The sequence below is a fragment of the Cellulosimicrobium sp. 72-3 genome (genome assembly GCF_013127315.1).
GTDB lineage: Bacteria > Actinomycetota > Actinomycetes > Actinomycetales > Cellulomonadaceae > Cellulosimicrobium > Cellulosimicrobium funkei.
Map to the genome: position 1 here is coordinate 1,002,323 of NZ_CP053419.1, position 25,815 is coordinate 1,028,137.

General features: G+C 75.4%; 26 protein-coding genes. 16 read left to right on the forward strand and 10 right to left on the reverse strand.

Translation table 11 applies throughout. The annotated features are described in order from the left end of the window. Nucleotides 1-28: 28 nt before the first annotated feature. Together HKK73_RS04490 and HKK73_RS04495 are read left to right on the forward strand one after the other, a co-directional pair. Complete coding sequence (locus tag HKK73_RS04490; RefSeq protein WP_171467529.1) at nucleotides 29-2,605, forward strand: immunoglobulin-like domain-containing protein; 2,577 nt, start codon at nucleotides 29-31, stop codon at nucleotides 2,603-2,605. A gap of 281 nt (nucleotides 2,606-2,886) precedes the next feature. After that, complete coding sequence (locus HKK73_RS04495) at nucleotides 2,887-3,582, forward strand: hypothetical protein (protein WP_171467530.1); 696 nt, start codon at nucleotides 2,887-2,889, stop codon at nucleotides 3,580-3,582. 45 nt (nucleotides 3,583-3,627) lie between these two features. Here HKK73_RS04495 and HKK73_RS04500 read toward each other — a convergent pair whose 3' ends face one another. Further along, on the reverse strand, nucleotides 3,628-4,953 hold the full coding sequence (locus HKK73_RS04500) for an MFS transporter (RefSeq protein ID WP_171467531.1): 1,326 nt from the start codon (nucleotides 4,951-4,953) through the stop codon (nucleotides 3,628-3,630). A gap of 77 nt (nucleotides 4,954-5,030) precedes the next feature. Between HKK73_RS04500 and HKK73_RS04505 the strand changes: the two genes are divergently transcribed. Next, nucleotides 5,031-5,633: a transcriptional regulator gene (locus HKK73_RS04505; RefSeq protein ID WP_171467532.1), complete on the forward strand. Its 603-nt coding sequence runs from the start codon at nucleotides 5,031-5,033 to the stop codon at nucleotides 5,631-5,633. Between the two features lie 427 nt (nucleotides 5,634-6,060). Here HKK73_RS04505 and HKK73_RS04510 read toward each other — a convergent pair whose 3' ends face one another. Beyond that, on the reverse strand, nucleotides 6,061-6,765 hold the full coding sequence (locus HKK73_RS04510; protein WP_061269154.1) for a TrkA family potassium uptake protein: 705 nt from the start codon (nucleotides 6,763-6,765) through the stop codon (nucleotides 6,061-6,063). A 168-nt stretch (nucleotides 6,766-6,933) separates the two neighbouring features. Then, nucleotides 6,934-8,310 carry a TrkH family potassium uptake protein gene (locus tag HKK73_RS04515; protein WP_021483424.1) on the reverse strand — a complete coding sequence of 459 codons (1,377 nt, stop codon included), beginning with the start codon at nucleotides 8,308-8,310 and terminating at the stop codon, nucleotides 6,934-6,936. Between the two features lie 211 nt (nucleotides 8,311-8,521). On the opposite strand from HKK73_RS04515, the gene HKK73_RS04520 reads away from it, so the two are divergent. Both HKK73_RS04520 and HKK73_RS04525 read left to right on the forward strand, forming a co-directional pair. Next, the gene (locus HKK73_RS04520) at nucleotides 8,522-9,748 is read left to right on the forward strand and encodes an acetoin utilization protein AcuC (RefSeq protein WP_171467533.1); all 1,227 of its coding nucleotides are present in this window, start codon (nucleotides 8,522-8,524) and stop codon (nucleotides 9,746-9,748) included. A 185-nt stretch (nucleotides 9,749-9,933) separates the two neighbouring features. Further along, the gene (locus tag HKK73_RS04525) at nucleotides 9,934-10,032 is read left to right on the forward strand and encodes a 30S ribosomal protein bS22 (protein WP_003792170.1); all 99 of its coding nucleotides are present in this window, start codon (nucleotides 9,934-9,936) and stop codon (nucleotides 10,030-10,032) included. Between the two features lie 94 nt (nucleotides 10,033-10,126). Here the strand turns inward: HKK73_RS04525 and HKK73_RS04530 are convergent, their stop codons facing one another. Next, complete coding sequence (locus tag HKK73_RS04530) at nucleotides 10,127-10,999, reverse strand: HAD family phosphatase (protein WP_081600076.1); 873 nt, start codon at nucleotides 10,997-10,999, stop codon at nucleotides 10,127-10,129. 49 nt (nucleotides 11,000-11,048) lie between these two features. Between HKK73_RS04530 and HKK73_RS04535 the strand changes: the two genes are divergently transcribed. Further along, nucleotides 11,049-11,339, forward strand: a complete 291-nt coding sequence (locus HKK73_RS04535) for a glutaredoxin family protein (protein WP_043655753.1) — start codon at nucleotides 11,049-11,051, stop codon at nucleotides 11,337-11,339. 56 nt (nucleotides 11,340-11,395) lie between these two features. Further along, nucleotides 11,396-12,070: a redox-sensing transcriptional repressor Rex gene (locus tag HKK73_RS04540; RefSeq protein ID WP_021482510.1), complete on the forward strand. Its 675-nt coding sequence runs from the start codon at nucleotides 11,396-11,398 to the stop codon at nucleotides 12,068-12,070. 120 nt (nucleotides 12,071-12,190) lie between these two features. On the opposite strand, the gene HKK73_RS04545 is transcribed toward HKK73_RS04540, so the two are convergent. Further along, nucleotides 12,191-12,742 carry a YceI family protein gene (locus HKK73_RS04545; RefSeq protein WP_009862579.1) on the reverse strand — a complete coding sequence of 184 codons (552 nt, stop codon included), beginning with the start codon at nucleotides 12,740-12,742 and terminating at the stop codon, nucleotides 12,191-12,193. Between the two features lie 163 nt (nucleotides 12,743-12,905). Between HKK73_RS04545 and HKK73_RS04550 the strand changes: the two genes are divergently transcribed. The 6 genes from HKK73_RS04550 (at nucleotide 12,906) to ccsB (ending at nucleotide 18,775) form a co-directional block, all read left to right on the forward strand. Then, nucleotides 12,906-13,433, forward strand: coding sequence for a MarR family winged helix-turn-helix transcriptional regulator (locus tag HKK73_RS04550; protein WP_171467534.1), 528 nt, complete (start codon nucleotides 12,906-12,908; stop codon nucleotides 13,431-13,433). 71 nt (nucleotides 13,434-13,504) lie between these two features. After that, on the forward strand, nucleotides 13,505-14,176 hold the full coding sequence (locus HKK73_RS04555; protein ID WP_043655743.1) for a histidine phosphatase family protein: 672 nt from the start codon (nucleotides 13,505-13,507) through the stop codon (nucleotides 14,174-14,176). Nucleotides 14,177-14,387: 211 nt separating this feature from the next. Then, nucleotides 14,388-14,963 (forward strand): TlpA disulfide reductase family protein, encoded by a 576-nt coding sequence (locus HKK73_RS04560; protein ID WP_171468675.1) that lies wholly within the window; start codon nucleotides 14,388-14,390, stop codon nucleotides 14,961-14,963. Between the two features lie 56 nt (nucleotides 14,964-15,019). Continuing rightward, nucleotides 15,020-15,814, forward strand: coding sequence for a cytochrome c biogenesis CcdA family protein (locus HKK73_RS04565; RefSeq protein ID WP_061269149.1), 795 nt, complete (start codon nucleotides 15,020-15,022; stop codon nucleotides 15,812-15,814). A 1-nt stretch (nucleotide 15,815) separates the two neighbouring features. Next, the gene (locus HKK73_RS04570) at nucleotides 15,816-17,747 is read left to right on the forward strand and encodes a cytochrome c biogenesis protein ResB (RefSeq protein ID WP_171467535.1); all 1,932 of its coding nucleotides are present in this window, start codon (nucleotides 15,816-15,818) and stop codon (nucleotides 17,745-17,747) included. Continuing rightward, nucleotides 17,744-18,775, forward strand: coding sequence for a c-type cytochrome biogenesis protein CcsB (ccsB, locus tag HKK73_RS04575; protein WP_171467536.1), 1,032 nt, complete (start codon nucleotides 17,744-17,746; stop codon nucleotides 18,773-18,775). The genes HKK73_RS04570 and ccsB overlap by 4 nt, the downstream gene beginning before the upstream one ends. A 235-nt stretch (nucleotides 18,776-19,010) precedes the next feature. Here the strand turns inward: ccsB and HKK73_RS04580 are convergent, their stop codons facing one another. After that, nucleotides 19,011-19,475, reverse strand: a complete 465-nt coding sequence (locus tag HKK73_RS04580) for a PLD nuclease N-terminal domain-containing protein (RefSeq protein ID WP_085388441.1) — start codon at nucleotides 19,473-19,475, stop codon at nucleotides 19,011-19,013. Between the two features lie 31 nt (nucleotides 19,476-19,506). Between HKK73_RS04580 and HKK73_RS04585 the strand changes: the two genes are divergently transcribed. Further along, nucleotides 19,507-19,887: a DUF4229 domain-containing protein gene (locus HKK73_RS04585; RefSeq protein WP_085388440.1), complete on the forward strand. Its 381-nt coding sequence runs from the start codon at nucleotides 19,507-19,509 to the stop codon at nucleotides 19,885-19,887. A gap of 85 nt (nucleotides 19,888-19,972) precedes the next feature. On the opposite strand, the gene HKK73_RS04590 is transcribed toward HKK73_RS04585, so the two are convergent. Beyond that, complete coding sequence (locus tag HKK73_RS04590; protein ID WP_043660717.1) at nucleotides 19,973-20,842, reverse strand: 1,4-dihydroxy-2-naphthoate polyprenyltransferase; 870 nt, start codon at nucleotides 20,840-20,842, stop codon at nucleotides 19,973-19,975. 82 nt (nucleotides 20,843-20,924) lie between these two features. Continuing rightward, complete coding sequence (locus tag HKK73_RS04595; RefSeq protein ID WP_171467537.1) at nucleotides 20,925-22,238, reverse strand: AMP-binding protein; 1,314 nt, start codon at nucleotides 22,236-22,238, stop codon at nucleotides 20,925-20,927. A gap of 95 nt (nucleotides 22,239-22,333) precedes the next feature. On the opposite strand from HKK73_RS04595, the gene HKK73_RS04600 reads away from it, so the two are divergent. Beyond that, nucleotides 22,334-23,404, forward strand: coding sequence for a DUF3048 domain-containing protein (locus tag HKK73_RS04600; RefSeq protein ID WP_253705781.1), 1,071 nt, complete (start codon nucleotides 22,334-22,336; stop codon nucleotides 23,402-23,404). Nucleotides 23,405-23,535: 131 nt separating this feature from the next. Continuing rightward, entirely contained in the window at nucleotides 23,536-23,793 is a 258-nt protein-coding gene (locus tag HKK73_RS04605; RefSeq protein WP_043659595.1) for a hypothetical protein, read from the forward strand. Nucleotides 23,794-23,803: 10 nt separating this feature from the next. Here the strand turns inward: HKK73_RS04605 and HKK73_RS04610 are convergent, their stop codons facing one another. Continuing rightward, complete coding sequence (locus tag HKK73_RS04610; protein ID WP_171468677.1) at nucleotides 23,804-24,811, reverse strand: 1,4-dihydroxy-2-naphthoyl-CoA synthase; 1,008 nt, start codon at nucleotides 24,809-24,811, stop codon at nucleotides 23,804-23,806. Between the two features lie 23 nt (nucleotides 24,812-24,834). Next, nucleotides 24,835-25,764 carry a DMT family transporter gene (locus HKK73_RS04615; protein ID WP_171467538.1) on the reverse strand — a complete coding sequence of 310 codons (930 nt, stop codon included), beginning with the start codon at nucleotides 25,762-25,764 and terminating at the stop codon, nucleotides 24,835-24,837. Nucleotides 25,765-25,815: the final 51 nt, after the last annotated feature.

The following is a 25,815-nucleotide window of genomic DNA, read 5'->3' on the forward strand; positions in this document are numbered from 1 at the left end:
ACCTGCATCTCGACGAGGAGAGGACGACATGATTTCCATACACCGAGCACGCTCGGCGCTCGCCGCCGGGCTGGTGGGGGCGCTCGCCGTCTCCACGCTCGCCGCCGCGGTCGCCGCACCCGCGGCCGCAGACGTCGGCGGACCCACCGACGACGGGCTCGTCGCGTGGTACCCGCTCGACGCCGCGAGCACGACCGGCGGCACGACGGCGAACCGCGCCGAGGGCTCGACGTTCGGCCCGGCCACGGTGGTGGGCGGCACGGCGACGGCCAACGGCACGACGCTCGACGGGACCGACGACTACGTCGACCTGCCCGACCACCTGCTCGCGGGCCTCACGGACGCCACCGTGAGCCTCGACGTGCTCGTGAGCCAGGACCAGGGCACGCCGTACTTCGTCTACGGGCTCGGCAACACGAGCGGGTCGAACGGCAACGGTTACCTGTTCACGACCGGCAACGCGTACCGCACGTCGATCGCGACCGGGAGCTGGACCACCGAGCAGACCGTCACCAAGGGCGCGAACCTCCAGCGCGGCGTCTGGAAGACCCTCACGTACACGCTCTCCGGCACGACGGCGACGCTCTACGAGGACGGCGTGCAGGTCAAGCAGGCCACGAACGTCACGACCGACCCGGGCCAGATCGGCGGCGGGCAGACGACCGCGAACTATGTCGGCCGCTCGCTCTACTCCGGCGACCGCTACCTCAAGGGCCAGGTGCGCGACTTCCGCCTCTACGACCGTGCGCTGAGCCCGGCCGAGGCGGCCGAGCTCGCGGCCCGGACCTCCACGGCCGCCGCGGACGCCGACCTCGCCGCGCTCGACCTCGGCGACACGAGCGCCGTCACCGCGGACCTCGTGCTGCCCACCACGGGCGCGCAGGGCTCGATCGTCACGTGGACGTCGTCGGACGCGGGCGTCGTCGGCGCCACGGGGAAGGTCACCCGGCCCGCCGCGGGCGAGGACGACGCGACCGTGACGCTCACGGCCCTCGTCACGCGCGGCGCGGTCGCGCGCACCGCGCAGTTCGACGTCACCGTCCTCGCCCACCTCGCGCCCGCCGAGGCCGTGGCGTGGGACGCGAGCCACGTCGTCGTGCCGCACCTCGACGACGTGCGCGGCAACCTCACGCTGCCGGCCGAGGGGGCCAACGGCTCCGCCCTTACGTGGGAGAGCTCCGACCCCGCGACCGTCTCGGCCACGGGCGAGGTGACCCGGCCCGCCCACGGCGAGCCGGCCGCCGTCGTGCGGCTCACCGTCACGGCGACCAAGGACGGCGCGACCGCGACGCACACCTACGACGCGACGGTCCGCCCGCTGCCGGCCGCGGCCGACTACGAGGGCTACTTCTTCCCGTACTTCGAGGGGGAGAGCACCGCGGACGGCGAGTCGGTGTACTTCAGCGCGAGCAACGGGAACGACCCGCTCGACTGGGTCGAGCTCAACGACGGCGAGCCCGTGCTCACGTCGACGCTCGGCGAGAAGGGCCTGCGCGACCCGTTCATCATCCGCTCGCCCGAGGGCGACCGGTTCTTCCTCCTCGCGACCGACCTGCGCATCTACGGCGGCAACAACTTCGGCAACGCGCAGGAGCGCGGGTCGCGCGCGCTGATGATCTGGGAGTCGACCGACCTCGTGCACTGGTCCGACCAGCGCATGGTCACGGTGTCGAGCGCGTACGCCGGCAACACGTGGGCGCCCGAGGCGTTCTGGGACGCGCAGCGCGGCGAGTACATCGTCTACTGGGCCTCGGCGCTCTACCCGACGACGTCGACCGACGGCCGCCGCATCGCCGACTCCTACCAGCGCATGATGTACGCCACGACGCGCGACTTCGTGACGTTCTCCGAGCCGCAGGTGTGGATCGACGAGAAGCGCGGCAACGGGCTGGGGATGATCGACTCGTCGATCGTCGAGCACGAGGGCACCTACTACCGGTTCACCAAGGACGAGGCGTACATGATCCCGCGCCTCGAGAAGTCGACGGACCTGCGCTCGACCGACTGGGACCTCGTCGCCGAGAAGATCGGCTACGGCCAGCCCAACCCGTGGGGCGGCACGCTCACCGCGGGCGAGGGCCCGACCGTCTTCAAGTCGAACACCGAGGAGAAGTGGTACCTCTTCGTCGACCAGCCGAGCTACCACGGCGGCCAGGGGTACCTGCCGCTCGAGTCCACCGACCTCGACTCGGGCGTGTGGACGTCGGTCGACGCCCACCTGCCGAGCAGCCCACGCCACGGCACCGTGCTGCCGATCACGGCCGCCGAGCACGCCGCGCTCCTCGCGGCGTACGGCGAGCAGCCGCCGGCGCCCGAGCTCGACCTCGCGGTCGAGGTCACGCCGCGCTGCCTCGCGGGCAAGGCGTACGTCGCGGTCCGCGCGACGAACGGGGAGGACGTCCCCGTCACGCTGACGCTCACGACGCCGTACGGCGAGAAGACGGTCGCCGACGTCGCGCCGGGGAAGAACGCGTACCAGTCGTTCGCCGCCCGCACGACGGCGGTCCCGGCGGGCACGGTCACGGTGACCGGCGTCGCGACCCTCGACGGCCGGGAGGTGACGGCCACGCGCGAGGCGGCGGTCGACGCGCTCGACTGCGCCTGACCGTCCCCCGGTCCGGCCTCGGCCGGGCCGGGGGTGCCGGACCCCCGGGTGGTGTGCCGGCACCGCCCGGGTCCGGCTCGGCCCCCGTCGCTCCGCGGAGCGGCGGGGGCCGAGCCGTGCCCGCCTGTCGACGGGGGTGCGACGCGTGGGTGAACAAACTGGACGGGTGTTCAGTTCGGGCGTCCAGGATGGCAGGATGTCCGTGAACTGGACGCCCGTCCAGTCGGGTTCGGGGGCGACCCAGCGGTGCCCGCCCCGGGCCGGACGAAGAGGTTCCCCGCGTGACGACGACCACCCGCAGGCTGCTCGCCGCGCTCGTGCTCACCGGCTCGCTCGTCGTGCCCGCGGGCACGGCGGGCGCGGCGACGCCGACCACCATCCCTGCAGCGGCCGCCGCCCCGGCCGGCACCCCGGTCGCGATCTCGGTCACGGACCCCGCCGACGGCGTGCGCGTCAGCGTCGAGATCGCCGAGCGCGCGGTGCCGACGGCGCCGCGCGTGGCCGTCGTCGGCTCCGGGCCGTTCGTCGTCGGCGGCAGGCTCGAGCTGCGCGGGACCGGCCTCGCGCCGCACGCCGTCCACGAGGTCTGGCTCGAGAGCGATCCCGTGCTCCTGGGCACCGGCACGACGGACGCCGACGGGGCGTTCCTCTTCGTCGCGACGATCCCCGCGGGGACGACGCCGGGCGAGCACCACGTGCGCCTCGTGCCGACGGCGGGCGGCGCCGACGTGGTGTCCGAGCCGTTCCTCGTGCTCGCCGCCCCCGGCGAGCCGCACGAGCCCGGGACGACGCCGTCCGCCGGGTCCGGGGGAGCGGGCGGGTCGGGTGGGGCGGCGGCGGGCGGCGGGCCGGGCTCCTCGCGGCCGGGCCTGGCGACGACGGGCGCGGGCCTGGGCCTCGTCGCGGCGCTGGCCGGGGCGGCGGTCCTGGCCGGGGCGGCGCTGCGCCGTCAAGCAGGCAGGGGCGGCGCGGCCTGAGCCCGCGCACCACTCCGGGCGCACCCCGTCGGCACGCCCGCAGGGTCAGCTCTCCGGCTGCGGCTCCGCCTCGGCGCCAGGCCGCGCGGCGTCGGCCAGACGCGCGTCGGTGTCGCGTGCGTCCGCCGCCGCCTCCGCGGCGTCCATCGCCCGGTCGTCGACGACGAGCATCCCCAGGAGCGTCGCGCCGGACACTGCCGCCATGACCACGAAGACCGTGCGCAGCCCGAAGAGCTCACCGAGCAGGCCGCCCACCGCGGCGCCGAGGGGCAGCGTCCCCCAGGCGAGGAGCCGGTAGCACGCGTTGAGCCGGCCCAGCAGGGCGTCGGGCGTGATGCGCTGGCGCAGCGACAGCGTCACGACGTTCCACACGGCGATCCCGGCACCGCCGACGGCGGAGACGGCGCCGATCACCCACGCGTTCGTCGTCACCGCGGGGACGCCGACGAGGGCGACCGTGCCGAGGATCGTCAGCGCGAGGGAGCGCGCGCGCCCGATCGTCCCGACGACACGCTCGGCGACGAACGACCCCGCGAACGCCCCGACCGCCGTCGCGGTGAGGAGCACGCCGTACGCCGGCTCGGACAGGCCGAGGGGCGAGTCGGGGCCGACGGCGTAGAGCACGAAGACCGCGAACGCGGCGTTGCTCGCGAAGTTGATGCCGCCGACCATCATCGCGAGCGTGCGCAGGATGCGGTCGTGCCACAGGAACCGCAGGCCCTCGGCGACGTCCGCGCGCAGCGTCGTGCGGGTCGCGCGCACCGTCCGGTACGTGCCCGGGAGCCCGAGCAGCAGCACCACGGCGAGCGCCCAGAGCGCTCCGGGGACGCCGAACGCGACGGCGGCGCCCGCGGCCACGAGCAGCCCGCCCAGAGGTGGCCCCACGAACTGGTTCGCGGTGAGCTCCGCCGCGTAGAGGCGCCCGTTGGCGCGGGGGAGCGCGGTGCGCGGCACGACCTGCGGGAGGATCGACTGCGCCGAGGTGTCGTACAGCGTCTCGGTGGCGCCGACGGCGAAGGCGACGAAGTACAGCACGGCGATGCTCCCGGCGTCGGGCACGAGCGCGACGGCCGCGAGCGCGACCACGAGGACCGCGCGCGCCACGTTGGCGCCGACCATCGCGAGCCGCCGGTCCAGACGGTCGGCGAGCGCGCCCGCGGGCAGCGCGAAGAGCAGCCACGGGAGCGTGAGGGCGAACGTCAGCCCCGCGACCAGCGCCGGCGAGTCGGTGTACCGGACCGCGACGAGCGGGAGCGCGACCTTGAGCACCCCGTCGGCGAGGTTCGACACCGTGGACGCGGCCCACAGGCGCCGGAACGGCGCGCCGAGCGGTGCGGCGGCGGGGCGACGGCGCCCGGGTCGAGAGGCCATGTCGCCCAGCATGGCACAGTGATCGAGAAACCCCAATCGATCGAGCGCTCTCGATCGAGGGTCCGTACGATGAGCCCATGACCCCCGAGCCCACCCCGGAGTCGACCTTGGAGTCGATCCCGGATCCCACCGCCGGGCCCGCCCCCAGGCCGGGCGCCCCCGGCGTCCCGGGCCGCCGTCCGCCCACCGCCCTCGAGGCGAAGGCGCTCGCGCACCCGCTGCGCCAGCGCATCGTGCGGCAGTGCGGCACGCGCGAGATGACGAACAAGGAGCTCGCCGACCACCTCGGCGTCCCGCCGGGCACGGCGCTGCACCACGTCCGGCTCCTCGTGCGCGCCGGGCTGCTCGAGCCCGCGGAGGTCCGCACGGGGACCGGCGGGGCGCTCGAGCGGCCCTACCGCGCCACGGGTGCCACGTGGTGGCTCGACGACCCGCTGCGCGACGCCGCGCCCGGCGCGCGGTTCGGCCCCGTCGCCGCGGCGCTCGACGACGCCCTCGCCGCCGGTCCGGACGCCGTCACCACCTCCGCGGCGTTCTACCTGCACCTCTCCGACGACGACGTCGCCGAACTCGACCGCCGCATCCTCGCCGTCCTCGACGAGTACGTCGCGACCGACGCCGACCGCCACGACCGCCCCCTGCACCGAGGCCTCTTCGTCCTGCACCGCCCACCCTCCTGACCCCGACCGGCCGAGGTCGGTGAGACCGCGCGGGAGGACCGTACGGTGCGGCCCCGCGGCACGACAGCCCTGGGCTTCCGTGGCGCGAACGTCGGGACCCGCGTGGCACGACAGCGCCAGGCCGACCGCGCGCGACCACCGGACCCGGACCCGGACCACGGGACGGAGGGCGACGGCCAGGACGAGCGGTGGGGTCGGACCGTGCGCGAAGGACGCCGGGGCGCACTTCTTCGACCTCTGCCCGGAGGACCAGCGCGACGGCCAGGACGGGACGAGCGGTGGGGTCGGACCGTGCGCGAAGGACGTCAAGGCGCACTCCTCCGACCCCCGCCCGGAGGACCAGGGCGACGGTGCGCCAGTCCGAGCGCACGGTCCGACCCCACCGCGGGCCCGACCCGCGGGCTGTGAACCCGATCGAACCCGACCCTCACGGCCGAGCGGCGAACCGCTCCAGGAGGTCGGCGTGACCCGACACGATGAGCAGGTCGTTCGCGCTGATCCGGGTCTCGGGGGTCGCGTAGAGGAACTCCTCGCCGGGTGACTTCACGCCGATCACGGTGACGCCGTACCGCTCGCGCACCTTCGACTGCGCGAGCGTGAACCCCTGCACCTCGCGGGGCGGCCGCATCTTGACGATCGTGAACCCGTCCTCGACCTCGATGTAGTCGAGCAGCTTCCCGGAGACGAGGTGCGCGACGCGCGAGCCGGCGTCGGCCTCGGGGAACACGACGTGGTGCGCGCCGATGCGCTGGAGGATGCGCCCGTGCTCCGCCGAGATCGCCTTGGCCCAGATCTGGGGCGTGCCCATGTCGACGAGGTTGCCGGTGATGAGCACGCTCGCCTCGAGCGACGTGCCCACCCCCACGACCGCGACGGGGAAGTCGCGCGCGCCGAGCTGTTCGAGCGCGACCGGGTTGGAGGCGTCGGCCTCGACGAGCGGGAGCTGTCCGCTCCACTGGGCGACGAGGTCGGGGTCGCGCTCGACGGCGAGCACGTCCTGGCCGAGGCGGTCCAGCGTCGCGGCGATCGCCGTGCCGAAGCGGCCGAGGCCGATGACGAGGACGCCCGCGTCCTTGCGCGGGGCCTTCGCCTCGTCCCGGCGCGCGCGCTCCGCGCGGCCGCGCTCGACGATGCGCTGGGCGACGGGGTCCGCGGACGCGCCGTCCTTCCCGTCGGCGGCGCGGGTGAACGGGTCGGTCACGGTGGGGCCTTTCGTCGGTCCGGTGGTGCGGTGTCTGGCGTGTCGGTGAGGTCTCGTGCGGCGGTCGCGTCCGGCGGTCGCGCCGCCGGGCGGGCCTGCTCACCCGATGATGGGGCGCTCCTCGGGGTAGCGCACGATCCGGCGGCGGTCGCGCAGCGCGAGCGCGGCGGCGAACGTCATGGTGCCTGTGCGCCCGACGAACATGAGCGCGATGAGGACGTACTTCCCGGCGTCGGGCAGGTCGGGCGTGATGCCGGTCGACAGGCCGACGGTCGCGAACGCCGAGATGGTCTCGAAGAGGATGACGTCGAGCGTCTCGCCGGTGATCTCCAGCAGGAGCAGGCTCGACAGGAGCACCGCCGTCGCACCGACGAACGACACCGCGACCGCGAGCCGGAGGGTGTCGCGCGGGATGCGTCGCCCGAACGCCTCCATGTCCCGGTCGCCGCGCGCCTCGGACACGATGGCGATGAGCATGACGGCGAGCGTCGTGACCTTGATGCCGCCCGCGGTCGACGCGGAGCCGCCACCGACGAACATCAGCGCGTCGGTGATGAGCCAGCTCGCCTCGTGCATGCCGCCGGTGTCCACGGTCGAGAAGCCGCCGGAGCGCGGCATGACGCCCGCGAAGAGCGACGCGAGGAGCTTCTCGCCGAGGTCGAGGGGCCCGAGGGTCCGCTGGTTCCCCCACTCGACGGCCGCGAAGAGCACCGTGCCCACGACGACGAGCGCCGCGCTCGTCGTGAGCGTGAGCTTGGTGTGCAGGCTCCACTTGGAGGCCCGGCGGCGGTTGCGCATGACGTTGAGGATGACGGGGAAGCCGAGGGAGCCGATGAACACGCCGAGGATGATCGGCAGGCACAGCATCCAGTCGCCGACGTACGGCGCGAGACCGTGCTCCGTCGGGATGAACCCCGCGTTGTTGAAGGCGGAGATGCCGTAGAAGATGCCGTGCCACGCGGCCTCGCCGAACGTCTCCTCCAGCACGACGAACCGCGGCAGCAGGAGCAGCGCGATGAGGAGCTCGAGCGAGGTTGACGTGATGATGACGACCCGCACGAGCGAGCCGACCTCGCCGAGCCGCGTCGTCTTCGTCTCCGACGCGGTGAGGAGCTTCTGCGTGAGGCCGATGCGCCGGGACACGGCCATGCCGAGGATCGACGCGAGCGTCATGACGCCGAGGCCGCCGATCTTGATGCCGAGCAGGATGACGACCTGCCCGTACCCCGACCAGTAGGTCCCCGTGGGGACCACGACGAGACCGGTGACGCACACGGCGGACGTGGCGGTGAAGAACGCGTCGACGAACGGCGCGGACCGGCCGCTCGCCGTCGCCCAGGGCGCCATGAGCAGCGCGGTGAAGACGGCGATGACGGCGGCGAACACGGTGACGGCGAGGCGGGCGGGGGACTGTCGGGCGAGGCGGTCGACGATCTCCCGCCCCCTGAACAGGCGCCCGGTCATGCTCGTCGGCATGGAGCCTCCCTCACCACTCGCGCCACTCTGCCACGGGCCCGGTGGCCCGTCATGTCGCCGCTCCGGCGCCGGGACATCATGCCCGCTCGCGGGCCCGGACGCCGCACCGGGGGGCTCGCGGAGACCCGGCGGAGGCCCGGACCGGCGGCCCCGCGCGGTCCGGCGCGCGGTCGGTGGGGCGGGGGCGCGCCGTCGGGCGTTACCGTGAGCCATGCCCACGACCGACCCGACGTCGTCGCCCGCCCCGACCGGGGCGGCTGCGGCGCCCGGAGCCTGCGTCGTGTGGAGCCCCGAGCTCCTCGGCTACGACTTCGGTCCCGGCCACCCGATGGCGCCGGCCCGGCTCGACCTGACGATGGGGCTCGTGCGCGCCCTCGGCCTGCTCGACGACGACGCGGACCTGCGGGTCGTGCGGCCCGAGCCCGCGCCCGACGACGTGCTCGAGCTCGTGCACGAGCCCGCGTACGTCGCGGCGGTGCGCGCGGCGTCGGAGCACGGCACGCCCGACCCGGCCCGCGGCCTCGGCACCGAGGACGACCCGGTCTTCCGCGGGATGCACGAGGCCGCCGCGCGGATCGTCGCGGGCTCGTACGAGGCGGCGGGCGAGATCGCGGCGGGCCGTACCCAGCACGCGGTGAACGTCGCGGGCGGCATGCACCACGCGAAGGCGGGCGCGGCGTCGGGCTTCTGCGTCTACAACGACGCGGCCGTCGCGATCCGGCGCCTGCTCGACGACGGGGTCGAGCGCGTCGCGTACGTCGACCTCGACGCCCACCACGGCGACGGCGTCGAGGAGGCGTTCTGGGGCGACCCGCGCGTCCTCACCGTCTCCGTCCACCAGAGCGGCGCGACGCTCTTCCCCGGGACGGGCCACCCGACCGACCTCGGGGGCCCCGGCGCCGAGGGGACGGCGGTCAACGTCGCGCTCCCGCGCCGCACCGACGGCGCCCGCTGGCTGCGCGCGGTCGACGCCGTCGTGCCGCCCGTGCTCCGCGCGTTCCGCCCCGAGGTGCTCGTCACCCAGCACGGGTGCGACGCGCACGGCGAGGACCCGTTGTCCGACCTCGACGTGTCCGTCGACGCGCAGCGCACGGCCGCCACCTGGATGCACGGGCTCGCGCACGAGCTGACCGACGGGCGGTGGCTCGCGCTCGGCGGGGGCGGGTACGCGATCGCGCGCGTCGTGCCGCTCGTGTGGTCGGCCGTCGTGGGGGAGGTCGTGCACCGGCCCGTCACCGCGGGCGTGCCCCTGCCCGCGGAGTGGCGCGAGCGCGTCGCGGAGGTCGCCGGGTTCGACGCACCGCTCGCGTTCGGGCCCGAGGTCGAGGTCCGGCGGTGGAGCAGCGGGTACGACCCGGACGACGACGTCGACCGCGCCGTCGCGGCCACGCGCCGGGCCGTCTTCCCGCTGCTGGGCCTCGACGCGCACTTCGACTGAGGCGCCCCGCGACCGGTCGCGTACCGGGGCACGGGCGCGAGCGGGTAGGCTAGGGGGCGGATTTCTCTCGTGTTGGTCGGCTTGCGGCGCCCTCGTGGTCGCCGGGGCCCCGATCAACCGTGGACCACCCGCGGCCGGTCGACCGGTCGCCGACCGACACGCCGCTCGAGCATTGCGAGGACCGTATGGGCTCCGTCATCAAGAAGCGCCGCAAGCGCATGGCCAAGAAGAAGCACCGCAAGCTGCTTCGCAAGACGCGTCACCAGCGTCGCAACAAGAAGTGACGTCGCGCGCGTCCTGACGCGCCGACCCGTCGCCGAGCCCGGCCCCTCCCGAGGGACCGGGCTCGACGCGTCTCCGGGCGCGGCCCGGGCGGGGTCAGAGGCGGGCGATGCGCCGGTCGACGGCGCGGCGCACCGAGCGCAGGACGAGCGCGGCGGCCCAGGCGGCGCCGGCCCAGCTCGCGGTGCGGACGCTGCTGCGCGCGACGCGGCGGCGACGCCCGCGGAACTCGCGGATGGGCCAGCCGACGTCCTGCGCGTGGCGGCGCAGGCGGGCGTCGGGGTTGATGGGGCACGGGTGCCCCACGGCCTCCATCATCGTCACGTCGTTGAGCGAGTCTCCGTACGCGTACGACGCCTCGAGGTCGATGCCCTCGCGCTCGGCGAGCGCTCGCACCCCGGCGGCCTTGGCGCGGCCGTGCATCATGTCGCCGACCAGCCGTCCCGTGTAGAAGCCGTCCTCGTGCTCGGCGACGGTGCCGAGCGCGCCCGTCGTGCCGAGCCGGCGCGCGATGAGCTCGCCGATCTCGACGGGGGTCGCGGAGACGAGCCACACCTGGTGGCCGGCCGCGAGGTGCTCGTCGAGGAGGCGGCGCGTGCCGGGGTAGATGCGCAGCGACAGGACGGTGTCGTAGACCTCCTCGCCGATCGCGGTGACCTCGGCGACGGAGCGCCCGGCGATGAGCGCGAGCGCGCGCGACCGGATGCGGTCGATCTGCTGCTTGTTCTCGCCGAACGCGAGGTACCGGGCCTGGTGCACGGCGAAGCGCACGATGTCGAGCGTCGAGAAGAATTCGCGCTGGTACAGGGCGCGCGCGAGGTGGAACGACGAGGCGCCGCGGATGATCGTGTTGTCGACGTCGAAGAACGCGGCGGTGCGGTGCGGCGGACCGGGGGCGCGCGCGGGCGCCTCCTCGGGGAGCGTCGGCCGGGAGGTCGGGTCGGGGCCCGGGCCGGGAGACGTCGCCATGCCTCCACTCTAGGCGGTCGGGCCGCCGGGGCCTCGTACCCTGGGAGGCGTGAGCACCTCCGACGCCCCCGCCCCCGTCCTGCTGTTCGGCCGCGCGGGCTGTCACCTGTGCGACGACGCGCGGACGGTCGTCGAGGACGTGTGCGCCGAGGCGGGCGTCGCGTGGGCGGAGGTCGACCTGGACGCGCCGGGCACCGACCCGGCGCTGCGCGAGCAGTACGGCGAGTACGTGCCGGTCGTCACGGTCGGCGGGGTGCAGCAGGGGTTCTGGCGCGTGGACGCGCGCCGGCTGGCGCGTGCGGTGGCCCGGATTTCGGCGCCGCGCGCGGACCTGGGATGATTCCTCCCGTGGAGCGTGACCGTCGACGAGGACGGTCCCTGGACGACGGAGTGACGGTGGCTGAGCAGGTAGTCGGTGAGGTGACGGCGCCGGGGATCCCGAGCGCGACGGTGGCGCGGCTCCCGTCCTACCTGCGCGCGCTGCGGGACCTCGTGGCGCGGGGCGTCGGGACGACGTCGTCGGTCGAGCTCGCGGAGCTGTCCGGCGTGGGCCCGGCCCAGCTGCGCAAGGACCTGTCGTTCCTCGGCTCGTTCGGCACGCGCGGCGTGGGCTACGACGTCGACTCGCTCGCGCAGTACATCACCGAGGCCCTGGGCCTCGTCGACGAGCACCGCATCGCGATCGTCGGGATCGGCAACCTGGGGCACGCGCTCGCGAACTACTCGGGCTACGAGCAGCGCGGCTTCCACGTGGCGGCGCTCCTCGACGCGTCGCCGGACGTCGTCGGGACGCGGGCCGCGGGCCTCGTCGTCGAGCACGTCGACGCGCTCGAGGAGGTCGTGGAGCGCGAGAAGGTGTCGATCGTCGTCCTCGCGACGCCCGCGGCGCACGCGCAGGCGGTCGCGGACCGCGTGGTCGCGGCGGGGGTGCGCGAGATCCTCAACTTCGCGCCGCGCGCGCTCCAGGTCCCGGCGGACGTCGACGTGCGCGGCGTCGACGTCGGCAGCGAGCTGCAGATCCTCGCGTTCCACTCGCAGGCCCGCGCCCTCGCGGCGTCGCAGGAGCGCTGAGCCGCCCCGGCGCCCGGACCCGGGGACGACGAAGGGCCGCGTGCCGGTGCACGCGGCCCCTCGGGGCGGCACCCCTGCCGGAGGGCGCCGGTCTCGCCCGGGACGTGCCCGGGACGACGGTCAGGCCTGCTTGATGGCCGAGACGTCGAGCGCGATCTTGATCTTGTCGCCGACGAGCACGCCGCCGGTCTCGAGCGCGGCGTTCCAGGTGAGGCCGAACTCCTTGCGCGAGATCTCCGTGGTCGCCTCGAAGCCCGCGCGCGGGTTGCCGAACGGGTCGGTCGCGGTGCCCGCGAACTCCGTCTCGAGCTCGACCGGCTTGGTGACGCCGTTGATCGTCAGGTCGCCGGCCACGACGTAGTCGTCGCCGTCGCCCGTGATGCGCGTCGACGTGAACGTCCACGTCGGCTTGTTCTCCGCGTCCCAGAAGTCGGCGCTGCGCAGGTGGTTGTCGCGGTTCTCGTCGCCCGTGCTCACGGACGCGGCGTCGAGCTGGGCGGTCACGGACGTCGACTCGAGGTCGTCGCCGACGGTGATCGTGCCGTCGGTGATCGCGAGGGTGCCGCGGACCTTCGAGATCCCGGCGTGGCGGACGGTGAACGACGCCTGCGAGTGCGACGCGTCGAGGGCGTAGGTACCGGCGGTGAGGCCGGCGGGCAGCGACGAGGCCATGGGTGCTCCTGCGGGTGGTCGGGGTCCGGGCGGACCAAGTGGTTGAACGTTCAACTTCGGAACGAGCGTATCAACAGCACCCCTCGGTCCGTCTATTCCCGTGGGGTGGAACAATGTTCCGACGCCCCCACGCCCCCAGCCCCTCCCGCACCGCCGAGGACCCATGACCCGCAACGACGTCGACACCCCGACGGCGAGCACCGTCCGCACCCCCGCAGTCCCCGCCGTCGAGCCGCGCTGGCTCGACGCGGAGCAGCAGCGCCTGTGGCGCGCGTACCTCGACGGGACCGTGCGCTTCATCGAGGCGCTCGGCCGGGACCACGAGGAACGGTCCGAGGTCTCGCTCAACGAGTACGAGCTGCTCGTGCGGCTCTCCGAGAGCCCCGACCACACGCTGCGCATGTCGGCGCTCGCGGACGGGCTCGCCCGCTCGCGCAGCCGCGTGACGCACACCGTCGCGCGCATGGAGGCGCGCGGCCTGGTCCGGCGCTCCGCGAGCTCGGGCGACCGCCGCGGCGTGAACTGCGCGATGACGAGCGAGGGCTACCGCGTGCTCGTCGCGTCGGCGCCCGCCCACGTGGCGGCCGTGCGCCGGTACCTGGTCGACGTGCTCACGCCGGAGCAGTTCCGGGCGCTGGGCGAGGCGATGGCGGCCGTCGCGGAGGCGTGCAAGGCCGACCGGGACGCCTGACCGCCTCTCCCGGCCCGTCGCGCCGACCCGCGGTGGCGTGCGCTCGCCCCGAGTGCGGGACACTGGTGGGCATGGTCTCCACCATCGTCCACCTCCTGCGCCACGGCGAGGTCCACAACCCCGACGGCGTCCTCTACGGCCGGATCCCCGGCTACCACCTCTCCGAGCGCGGCCACGAGATGGCCCGCCGCGTCGCCGCGCACCTCGCGGGCGAGCCCGGGCCCGACGGCACGTCGCGCCCCCGCGCCGACCTCACGGTCGTCGTGGCCTCGCCGCTGCAGCGCGCGCAGGAGACCGCGACGCCTGCCGCCGAGGCGTTCGGGCTCGAGCTGGGCACGGACGAGCGGCTCATCGAGGCCGCGAACCACTTCGAGGGCAAGACCTTCGGCGTCGGGGACGGCTCGCTGCGGCACCCGCAGCACTGGCCCTACCTGTGGAACCCGTTCCGCCCCTCGTGGGGCGAGCCGTACGTGGAGCAGGTCGCGCGCATGCGGGCCGCCGTCGCCGACGCGCGGGACAAGGCGGCCGGGCACGAGGCGCTGCTCGTCAGCCACCAGCTCCCGGTGTGGCTCACGCGCCTGAGCTTCGAGAACCGCCGGCTCTGGCACGACCCGCGCAAGCGCGAGTGCTCGCTCGCGTCGCTCACGTCGCTGCACTTCGAGGACGACCGCCTGGTCGGCCTCCACTACACCGAGCCGGTCGCGGACCTCCTCCCGGGCGCGGCGACCGTCTCCGGGGCGTGACGTCGGTCATGTCCAGCGCTGTCGCCACGGCCGTCGCGTCCGAACTGCACGGTTCGGGCGTGGCGGAGGTCACGTCTCTCAGGTCCCGTTCAGGAAGCGCGGGCAGGGTGCGTCCCGTGATGCCGTCGTGACCGCCGACTCGCGCGCGCGTGCCGCGCGCCCCCTCTCCGTCGAGGCGCGGGCCGCTGCCCTGCCGTCGCGTCGGCGACCCGTGCGCCGTGCGCTGACGGGCGCCGTCGTGCTCGCCGCGACCCTCGGTCTCGCGGCGTGCGCCCAGGACTCCGGCGCCACGACCGACGTCGTGGGGCAGGGCTTCGTCTCGGGCGACGGGTCGGTCCGCACGTGGGACGCCGACGAGCGCGGCGACGTCGTCGCGCTCACGGGCACGGACTACGAGGGCGAGCAGGTCGACACGAGCGCGTGGCTCGGGGACGTCGTCGTGCTCAACACCTGGTACGCGGCGTGCGCACCCTGCCGGGCCGAGGCGCCCGACCTCGTGGCGCTCGCCAACGACCGCGCCGACGACGGCGTGCAGGTGCTGGGGATCAACACGACCGACGAGGCGGGCGCCGCCCAGGCGTTCCAGCGTCGGTTCGACGTCCCCTACCCGTCGATCGACGACCGGTCCGGCGAGGTCGTCGCGGCGCTCTCGGGCACCGTCCCGCTCCAGGCCGTGCCGTCCACCGTCGTGCTCGACCGCGAGGGCCGCGTCGCGGCGCGCGTCATCGGGCTCGTCGAGGGCTCGACGCTCACCGCCCTGGTCGACGACGTCCTCGCCGAGAGCTGACCGTGCCCGTCCTCACGCCCCTCGCCGCCGCGGTCCCCGCGGGCGCCGCGTCGAGCATCGGCGACACCTTCGCGACGACCGTGTGGAGCGGCTCGATGCTGCTCGCGGTGCCCGTCGCGGTCATCGCGGGCCTCGTCTCGTTCGCGTCGCCGTGCGTGCTGCCGCTCGTGCCGGGGTACGTCGGCTACGTCTCGGGCATGGCCGCCGCCACCACCGGCGACGGGGGCAAGGCGTCCGGGGGCACGACGACGGCCACCCGGGTCGCGGCACCGAGCCGGGGCCGCGTGCTCGCGGGGGTCGGGCTGTTCGTCGCCGGGTTCACGCTCGTGTTCGTGGCGCTCATGTTCGCGGCGGGCGCGATCGGCGTGCACCTGGTCCGCTGGGAGGACGTCATCACGCGCGTGCTCGGCGTGGTCGTCATCCTCATGGGCTTCGCGTTCCTCGGCGCGCTGCCCTTCCTCCAGCGCGAGCGGCGCCTGCACGTGAGCCCGCAGGCCGGGCTGTGGGGGGCGCCGCTGCTCGGCATCGTGTTCGGGCTCGGCTGGACCCCGTGCCTCGGCCCGACGCTCGTCGCCGTCCAGGCGCTGTCGCTCAGCGAGGCGTCGGCGGGGCGCGGCGCGATCCTCGGCGTCGCGTACTGCCTCGGGCTGGGCGTGCCCTTCCTCCTCATCGCGCTGGGGCTGCAGAGCTCGCAGCGCATGCTCGGGTTCCTGCGCCGGCACCGTCTCGCGATCATGCGGATCGGCGGCGGGCTGCTGGTGCTCATCGGTCTGGCGCTGGTCACGGGCCTGTGGACGACGTGGACGACGTCGCTGCAGGGCTGGATCGGCGGATACGTGACGGTGGTGTGAGATGAGCCGGCGGACCGGGGAGCCCGGGAACAGCGAGCAGGCCGAGCAGGTCGAGAAGGCCGAGAAGGCCGGCACGACCGTGCGGACGGGCTACCGCCCCGAGGGCATCGACGACGCGTTCTCCGCGGGCGACGGCCCGGGGGAGCGGACGCCGTCGGGCGGGAAGGGCGGCGCGGGGGGCGACGGCGGCCCGACGCTCCCGTCGCTCGGGTGGCGCGGTGCGCTGCGCTGGACGTGGCGCCAGCTCACGAGCATGCGCGTCGCGCTCATGCTCCTCATGCTGCTCGCGGTCGCGGCGGTGCCCGGGTCGGTCCTGCCGCAGCGCCCGCAGGACCCAGCGGCGGTGCTGCGCTACCTCCAGGAGAACCCCACGACGGGGGAGTGGCTCGACCGGCTCGGCTTCTTCGACGTCTACGCGTCGGTGTGGTTCTCGGCGATCTACATCCTGCTGTTCGTGTCGCTCGTCGGGTGCATCCTGCCGCGCACCAAGGCGCACCTCCAGGCGCTGCGCTCCCGCCCGCCCCGCACGCCCCGCCGCTTCGACCGGTTCCCCGCGCAGGGCCGCGCTGTCACGGACGCGACGCCCGACGAGGTCGTCGAGGCGGCGAGCACGCACCTGCGCGGCCGTCTGTCCTGGCTCCCGACCTTCCGCGTCGACACCGGCGCCGAGGACGCGACGCCCGCCCGCGGGCGCGCCGCCGCCCGGCCCGCCGCGCGGACGGTGTCCGCGGAGCGCGGGTACCTGCGCGAGACCGGGAACCTGCTGTTCCACCTGTCCCTCGTCGGGCTGCTCGTCGCGGTCGCGACCGGCCAGCTCCTGCACTACCGCGGCCAGGCCATCGTCACCGAGGGCCGCGGCTTCGCGAACGCGGTCGTCGACTACGACACGTTCGAGAACGGCGCCTGGTTCCGCCCGTCGTCGCTCGTCCCGTTCTCCATGACGCTCGACGCGTTCGAGTCGGAGTTCGCGGCCGACGCCGCCGCGTTCGCCCAGTCGCGCGACTTCACGGCGTTCGTCACGGTGCGCGACCCCGACGGCGCCCGCCACGAGGAGACCATCAAGGTCAACCACCCGCTCACCGCGGGCGGCGCGAAGATCTACCTCCAGGGCAACGGGTTCGCGCCCGAGGTGACGGTGCGCGACGCCGACGGCGAGACCGCGTTCTCGGGCCGCGTGCCGTTCCTGCCGGAGGACACGATGTACACGTCGCGCGGCGTCATCAAGGTGCCCGACGTGTCGGACGGCCTCGACCAGATCGGCCTCGTCGGGTACTTCCTGCCGACTGCCGAGATCAGCGAGGACGGCGAGACGGCGGCCTCGATCTACCCGCAGCCCATCAACCCGCTCCTCGTGCTCGAGGTGTACCGGGGCGACCTGGGCCTCGACGAGGGCCTGCCCCAGAACGTCTACCGCCTCGACACCGACGACCTCACGCCGTCGGTCGACGAAGACGGCGAGCGGGTGAAGATCCTCGTCGCGCCCGGCGAGACCGTCGACCTCCCCGACGGGCTCGGCACCATCACGTTCGACTCCCTGCCGCGCTACGTGGCCCTCGACCTGCGGCACGACCCGTCGCTCACGTGGGTGCTCGTCTTCTCGCTCGGCGCCCTGCTGGGCCTCGCCGTCTCCCTGTTCACGCCCCGCCGCCGCGTCTGGGTGCGCGCGTGGCGCGAGGAGGTGCCCGGCACGGGCGACGACGACGCCCCGCGCGAGCGGACCGTCGTCGCCGTCGCGGGGCTCGCCCGGGGCGACGACGCCGGGCTGCAGGGCGAGGTCGACTCGCTTCTCGCCGCGCTCCCGGGCGTGGCACCATCGGACGAGGGCGACCTCACCTCGTCGCCGGGGCGTGCCCCGGCGGACGGCACCCGCCCCACCGGGCGTCCCGCACAGGACCCGACCTCGCGCGACCGCGCACGAAAGGCTGACCGATGACCCTCGCCGAGCTGAGCCAGGACCTCGTCTGGGCCGCAGCGACCGCGCTGACCGTCGCGCTCGTCGCGTTCGCGATCGACCTCGCGCGCCTCGCGGGCCGCGCGGACCTCGAACGGGCCGACGCCCGGGCCGGCGCGCGCGAGCGCTCCGGGGACCGCGCCGAGGTGCTCACCGCTGCGGGCGCCTCGTCGGCCTCTCCGTACGGGCCCGGCACGACGGACGCCGCCGACGCGGACCCGTCGGACGCCGCGCCGCCGTCGCGCAAGGCCGCGAACATCGGCGTCTCGCTGACGTGGCTCGGTACCGCGCTGCTGCTCGTCGCGATCGTCACGCGCGGGGTCGCGGCCGGGCGCACCCCCTGGGCCAACATGTACGAGTTCACGCTCGTGGGCACGTTCGTCGCGCTCGCGGCGTTCCTCGCCGTCTCCCTCAAGCGCGACGTGCGCTTCCTGGGCTCGTTCGTCACGGGGCTGTCGGTCCTGTTCCTCGTGCTCGCCCAGAACGCGTTCTTCGTCGTCGCGACGGGCGTGCAGCCGGCGCTCCAGTCCTACTGGCTCGTCATCCACGTCGGGGTCGCGATCATCGCGACGGGCATCTTCACCGTCGCGTTCGTCACCTCGGTGCTCCAGCTCCTGCGCGACTCGCGCGACTCGGGCAACGCGTTTGTCGGGGCCCGCGGGTGGCGCTGGCTCGACTCGACGCCGGGCGCTCTCCAGCTCGAGGCCCTGAGCTTCCGGCTCAACGCGGTGGCGTTCGTGCTGTGGACGTTCACGATCATCGGCGGGGCGATCTGGGCCGAGCACGCGTGGGGCCGCTACTGGGGCTGGGACCCCAAGGAGGTCTGGAGCTTCGTCGTCTGGATCGTCTACGCGGCCTACCTGCACGCGCGCACGACCCGCGGGTGGTCCGGCCGCCGCGCGGCGTACTTCGTGATCGTCGGCTACGCGTGCGTGCTCTTCAACTTCACCGGCGTCAACCTGCTGTTCAACGGCAAGCACTCGTACTCGGGCCTCAACCCGGGCGACTGACCCACCGCTGCGCAGCACCACGACGCGGCGCGGCACGACGAAGGGGGCCGCCGTCCGATCGGACGGCGGCCCCCTTCGTCATGCTGCGGGCTGGGTGGCGCGAGCCTCGTGGTGCTGCGGGCTGGGTGGTGCGAGCCTCGTGGTGCTGCGGGCTGGGCGGTGCGAGCGTCGTGGTGTCGCGGACTCGGCGGTGCGAGCCTCGTCGTCGCGGGAGCCTCAAGTCGCGCCGGGCGCCTCAGCGCGTCGCGTCGTCGCCGTCCTCCGAGGGGTTGCTCGCGCCGGGGCGGCGCGCGTCGCCGTCGTCGGTGCGCTCGTCCCCGGGCGTCGCGTCCGTGGCCGGAGCGTCGTCGGCGGGTGCCGGGGAGTCGTCGCGTGCCTGGCGGCGCTGCTGCTGCTCGAGCCGCCAGAGGAACTCGGGGTCGTCGTCGGGCGCGACGGGCGCGTTGCGCCGACGCCGCGTGCCCCCGGGGGCCGAGCCGGGGCCGGGGCGGCCGGCGGGGCGGGAGCGCGTCCCGGACCGCGACGCCGAGCGCTTGACGAGGATCCACGCGATGGGGCCGAGGAACGGCAGGAGGATGATGAGCACGACCCACAGCCCCTTGGGGATGCCGCCGCGTTCGTCCTCGTCGCTCGAGGCGAGGTCGACGAGCGCGTAGACGGCGAGACCGACGGCGAGCAGCGGGAGCAGGACGCGGAGCATGGCTCCAGCCTACGGGCCGTACCCTGGAGTCGTGCCTGTCGTCGTCTACTCCGTCCTGCGTCTGCTCCTCTTCGCGGTGGCGCTCGGCGCCCTCTGGTTCGCCGGCCTGCGCGGCTGGCTGCTCGTGCTCGTCGCGGCCGCCGTCGCGCTCATGCTGTCGTACCTGACGCTGAGCAAGCCCCGCGAGGCGGCCTCGCGCTACCTCGCCGCCCGGGCCGAGCACCGCGCCCGCACGGGCGAGCGGTTCTCCCGGGAGATCGAGGACGACGCGGCTGCCGAGGACGCGGCCGTCGACGACGCCGCGGCTGCCGCCGGGTCCACGGACCCCGCCGCAGCGGACGGGACGTCCCGCCCCGAGGCCGAGGCAGAAGCCGACGCGACCGGCCGCCCGGGAGCCTCCCCGGCGCGCTGACCGGGGACGCCGGAGCCGGTCCGGCCGATCCCGCCCGCCCAGAGCCGGCCCGCCCGGAGCCCGCCGGCCCCGAGCGGGCCCACGCTCAGAGCGCCAGCCCGACCCCCAGCAGGACGCCGTAGCCGAGCTCGAACAGGCCGGTGCCCGCGAGCACCGGGACGAGCAGCGGACCGCGCGCGCCCGCGACCACCGGGACGGTGAGGAGCGCGGCGGGCAGCAGGAGCACGAGCGTGCCGAGCGCCCACGGCGACGCGAACGCGCACACCACCGCCAGCAGGAGCGGCACCCAGATCATCGCGACGTAGGCGCGGCGCGCCCGGAAGTCGCCGAGCCGCACCGCGAGCGTGCGCTTGCCCGCGACGACGTCGGTCGGGATGTCGCGGATGTTGTTGACCATGAGGATCGCGCACGCGAGCAGCCCCACGGCGACCGCGCCGACCGCGGACGGCCACGTGACGACCCCGGCCTGCGTGTACGTGGTGCCGAGCGTCGCGACGAGGCCGAAGAACACGAACACCCCGACCTCGCCGAGGCCGCGGTAGCCGTAGGGGTTGCGCCCGCCCGTGTAGTACCAGGCGGCGAGGATCGCGACGGCGCCGACCGCCAGGAGCCACCAGTGGCCCGTGACCGCGCAGAGGACGAGCCCCAGGACGCCCGCGACACCGAACGCGGCGAACGCCGCGGCGCGCACCTGCGCGGGCCGCGCGAGCCCGGACGCGGTGAGCCGCAGCGGGCCGACGCGGTCGAGGTCGGTGCCGCGCACGCCGTCCGAGTAGTCGTTGGCGTAGTTCACGCCGACCTGGAGCGCGAGCGCGACCCCGAGGGCGAGCAGCGCGGGCCAGAACGCGAACCCGTCCACCTGGGCCGCGGCGCCGGAACCCACGATGACGGGCGTCGCGGCGGCAGGGAGGGTGCGCGGGCGTGCGCCCGCGACCCACTGGGTGGTGCTGGCCATGGTGCTCCGTCTCGGTCGTGCGTCTCGGTCGTGCGTCTCGGGTCGTGCTGCTCGGTCGTGCCGGGGTGGTCCGGCGGCCGGCTCAGCCGGGCAGGGTGCGCCCGTGCCCGACGGCGATCCGGGCCACCGCGGCGCGGTCCACCTTGCCGGGCCCGCGCCGGGGGAGGTCCGGGACGACGAGCACGCGGCGGGGTGCGGCCGCCCGCTCCAGCCTATCCGCGACGCGGCCCCGCACGGCGGCGACGAGCTCGGGCGGGGCGCTCGTCACGCCCCCGGCGCCCGCCGTGCCCGCCGTGCCCGCCGTGCCCGCCGTGCCCGCCGTGCCCGACGCGGCACCGTCGTCGCGCTGCGCGCCCGCCAGCGTGACGACCGCGACGACCTCCTGGCCCCACTCCGGGTGCGGCACGCCCACGACGCACGCCTCCCCGACGCCCGCGACCTCGCCGACCACGGCCTCGACAGCCGCCGGGGCGACGTTCACGCCGCCCGAGACGATCACGTCGTCCGCGCGGCCGAGGACGGTGAGCACCGGCGCGTCCGCGGGGCCGTCGAGCCGCCCGAGGTCGCTCGTGCGGAACCAGCGCGTGCCGTCGTCGTCGGTGCGGAACGCGGCCGCGGTCGCGGCCGGCTCCCCGAGGTAGCCGTGCGCGAGGAACGGGCCGGAGAGCTCGACGACGCCCGCCCCCTCGCCCTCGGCGTCGCCCGCCGGGACCAGCCGGACGCGCGCGCCCGGGAGGGGGACGCCGTCGTACACGCAGCCGCCGCACGTCTCCGTCATGCCGTACGTGGTGACGACGCGCGCTCCCGCGGACCGCGCGCGGCGCAGCAGCGCGGGCGGCGTCGCGGCACCGCCGAGGAGCACGGCGTCGAGCGAGCGGAGCGCGTCGAGGCCCGCGGTGCCGTCGGCGGACCCGGCGTCGGCCGCCTCGACGAGGCGATGGAGCTGGGTCGGGACGAGCGAGACGTACCGCCGCTCGCCGCGCGGGGCGCGCGCGACGAGCGCCGCGAACCCGCCGGGGGTGAAGGGCTCGCCCGCGGGCGCGACCGTGAGGCCCCGTCCCGCGGCGTGGGCCCGCGCGACGACCTGCACCCCCGCGACGTGCGTCGGGGGCAGCGTGAGGAGCCAGTGTCCCGGGCCGCCCAGCCGCTCGTGCGTCGCGGCGCCCGACGCGCGCAGGGCGTCGGCGCCGAGCAGCACCTCCCGGGGCGCGCCCGTCGAGCCCGACGTGCGCAGCACGAGCGCGGTGCCCGCGGGCACGTCGCCCGAGGTCGGCCCGGAGCCCTGGGGGCGGGGGAGCAGCGGGACGGGCGCGACGGGCGGGCCGTCGCCGTCGAGCGCGGCCCCGACCGCCGCGACGAGGGCGTCCAGATCGGCGGGGACGACGGCGCGGTTCACCGGATCAGCCTAGGTCGGGTCGTACCGTGGCCGAGGACACAGGTCCGTCGTGGTGCCGGCACGGGCAGGGGCCCCGGGCCGTCGGGAGGTCGAGGGTGACGAGGACGGGACGAGGAGTCCGGGGGAGCGCGCTCGCCGCGGTCGTGGTGGCGGCGGTGGTCGCGCTCGCCGGGTGCGCGGGCGAGCCGACGGCGCCGAGCACCACGACGGTCGAGCCCGACGTGTCGGGCACCAAGGAGGTGCCCCCGACGCCGGACGTCCCCCTCGTGTGGCCGCTCACGGGCGTCGCGGCCGACGAGGTCGCGGACCGGCCGGCGCTCGCGGTGAAGATCGAGAACGCGCCCCAGGCGCGCCCGCAGACGGGGCTCGAGCAGGCCGACGTCGTGTGGGAGGAGGTCGTCGAGGGCGGCATCACGCGCTTCGTCGCCGTCTATCACTCGCAGGTGCCCGAGAGCGTGGGCCCCGTCCGCTCGGTGCGGCCCATGGACCCGGCGATCGTCGCGCCGCTGCACGGCGTCCTCGCGTACACCGGCGGGCAGCAGCCGTTCATCGACGCCGTGGGTGCCGCGGGCGTCCAGTCGGTCGTCATGGACGAGGGCGACGACGGCTTCACGACCACGCGCGCGCGGCGCGCCCCGCACAACGTGTACGGCAGCCCGGAGGCGTTCTGGGCCCAGGCCGACGGCGACCGCACGTCCCCGCCGCCCGCGCAGCTCGTGTTCGCCCGCGAGCCCGGGACGGCGACCGCGACGGTCGCGGGCGACGCGGCGACCCGGCTCGACGTGCGTCTCACGCACGCGAGCCGCGCGGTGTGGGAGTGGGACGGCGGCGAGGGCCGCTACGTGCGCAGCGAGGGCGACCGCCCGGCCGTCTCCGCGGACGAGGTGCGGCTGTCGGCGACGAACGTCGTGCTGCTCGCCGCGACGATGGTGGACACGCGGTTCAAGGACCCGGCGGGGGTGGCCGTCCCCGAGACGCAGCTCGTCGGGACGGGCAAGGGTGTCGTCGCGAGCGGCGGCAAGCAGGTCGCGGTGACGTGGTCCAAGGAGGGCGTCGAGGCCCCGCTCGTGCTCAGCGGCGCCGACGGGGCACCCGTCGAGCTCGAGCCGGGCACGTCGTGGATCGAGCTCGTGCCCACGGGGTCCGGGAGCTGGACGGTGGGCTGACCCTCCGCCGTCGGGCGGACGGCGTCCTCCCCACGGCGTACGACCGCTCCGCCCCGAGGGGGACCGTCCGCCGCGCAGGTCGAGCCGCGGGGCCGACGCGCGGCAGGGGTCCCGGGCGGCACCGTGGAGTCATGGCAACCGTCGTCCCGCACCCCGTCCACCCGTCCCAGCCCCGCACCCCGTCGGAGGGCGCCCCGCAGCGTCCGGCCCCGACGTCGCTCCCGCCGTCGTACGCGCCGCGCACGTCGCGCGACGACGAGCCCGGCGCCGCCCGCTCGGCCGTCCCGGTCGTCGTCTCGGTCGGGCTCCTGTTCGGCCTCGCCGTCGCGGCGGCGTTCGTCGGTCGCGGCCTCCTCGAGATGCTGACGAGCCTCGTCGGCGGCTCCTGAGCCGCGGCCGTCAGAACGCGTAGCCGAAGCGTCCCCAGTCCGGGTCGCGACGCTCGAGGAACGCGTCGCGCCCCTCGACGGCCTCGTCCGTCATGTACGCCAGCCGCGTCGCCTCGCCCGCGAAGACCTGCTGTCCCATGAGCCCGTCGTCCGCGAGGTTGAACGCGAACTTCAGCATCCGGATCGCCTGCGGCGACTTCGTCGCGATCACGCGCGCGTACTCGATCGCGAGCGCCTCCAGGTCCGCGTGGTCCGCGACCTCGTTGACCGCGCCCCACTCGTACGCGTCCTGCGCGGAGTACTCCCGCGCGAGGAAGAAGATCTCCCGCGCGCGCTTCTGGCCCACCTGCCGCGCGAGGTACGCCGAGCCGTAGCCCCCGTCGAACGACCCGACGTTCGCGTCGGTCTGCTTGAACCGCGCGTGCTCTCGGCTCGCGATCGACAGGTCCGCGACGACGTGCAGCGAGTGCCCGCCGCCCGCGGCCCAGCCGTTGACGACCGCGACCACGACCTTCGGCATCGTCCGGATGAGCCGCTGCACCTCGAGGATGTGCAGGCGCCCCGCGCGGCCCGGGTCGACGGCGTCGCGCGTGTGCACGTCCCCGCCGCCGTCGGGCGCGGTCGTGTACTGGTACCCGGAGCGCCCGCGGATGCGCTGGTCGCCGCCCGAGCAGAACGCCCACCCGCCGTCCTTGGGCGAGGGCCCGTTGCCGGTGAGGAGCACGCTCCCGACGTCGGACGTCATGCGCGCGTGGTCGAGGACGCGGTACAGCTCGTCCACGGTGTGGGGCCGGAACGCGTTGCGCACCTCGGGCCGGTCGAACGCGACGCGGACCACGGGCAGGTCCCGCACGACGGCGCCGTCGGCGTCGCGCTCGACGCCGCGGTGGTAGGTGAGGTCGGTGAGCGCCTCGAAGCCGTCGACCTCGCGCCAGGCGCGGGGGTCGAACGTCTCGGAGACCTGGCGGGGGAGCGCGTGCTCCCGGCGGGCGGGGGCGCGGCTCGCGTCGTCGGGCACGGCGGGGGTGGGGTCGGTGCTGCTCACGCCCGCCACGGTAGCCGGTGCGCGAGCGGGCGGCGTGCGCGCGCCGGGGCGAGGCCGAGCACGAGCCCCGCCCCGACGACGAGCGTCCCGACGACAGACCGCGCGGTCGGCTCCTCGAACCCGAGCACGACCGAAGCGACGAGCGCCGCCACGGGCAGCAGGCCCGCGAACAGCCCGGCGCGCGCAGGCCCGATCGTCGCGAGGCCGGAGTACCAGAGGAGGAACGCGACGGCCGTGACGACGACGGCGAGGTACGCGAGCGCGGCGAGCTCGGCGCCGTCGGGCACCGCGAGGAACGGGCTCCCCGACACCTGCTGCCGCACGAGCCCGAGCACGGCGAGCTGCGGCACGGCGAGGACGCACGCGTAGGCGGACACGCGCAGCGCGCCGAGCGTCGGCAGGAGGGGGACGGCGAGGAGCGAGAAGCACACCTCGCACGCGAGCGCGCCGAGCGCGAGCGCGACGCCGACGGGGTCGCCCGCGCCGCCGCCCTCGACGACCACGACCCCGGCGGTCACCACGACGGCGGCCGCGAGGGTGCGGACCGCGAGCCGCCGGGCCCGTAGCGCCCCCGCGGCCGCGAGGACGACGGGCGAGGCGCCCACGACGGCCCCGACGAGCGACGGGTCGGCGCGGCCCGCGCTCTCGACGACGAGGACGCTGAAGCCGACGAGCCCCGTGGCGGCGAGCGCGGTCAGGCGCCCGAGCGCGCGGGGCGAGGGGAGCACCCAGGTGACCCGGCGCACGGCGAGGACGGCGAGCAGGACGAGCGCGGCGACGGCGTAGCGCGCGGCCTGGCCGCCCAGCACCGGGAACCCGGCGAGGGCGGCGGACGCGACGAACGACGAGCCGACGATCGCCATGCCCGCGGCGCAGCGCAGGTCGCCGGTCCGCGGGCTGCCGGGACGCTCGGGTGCGGGTGTCATGCCTCGACGGTAGGAGCGTCGTGGACCAGGGTGCAGGGCCAGGTCGTGCCT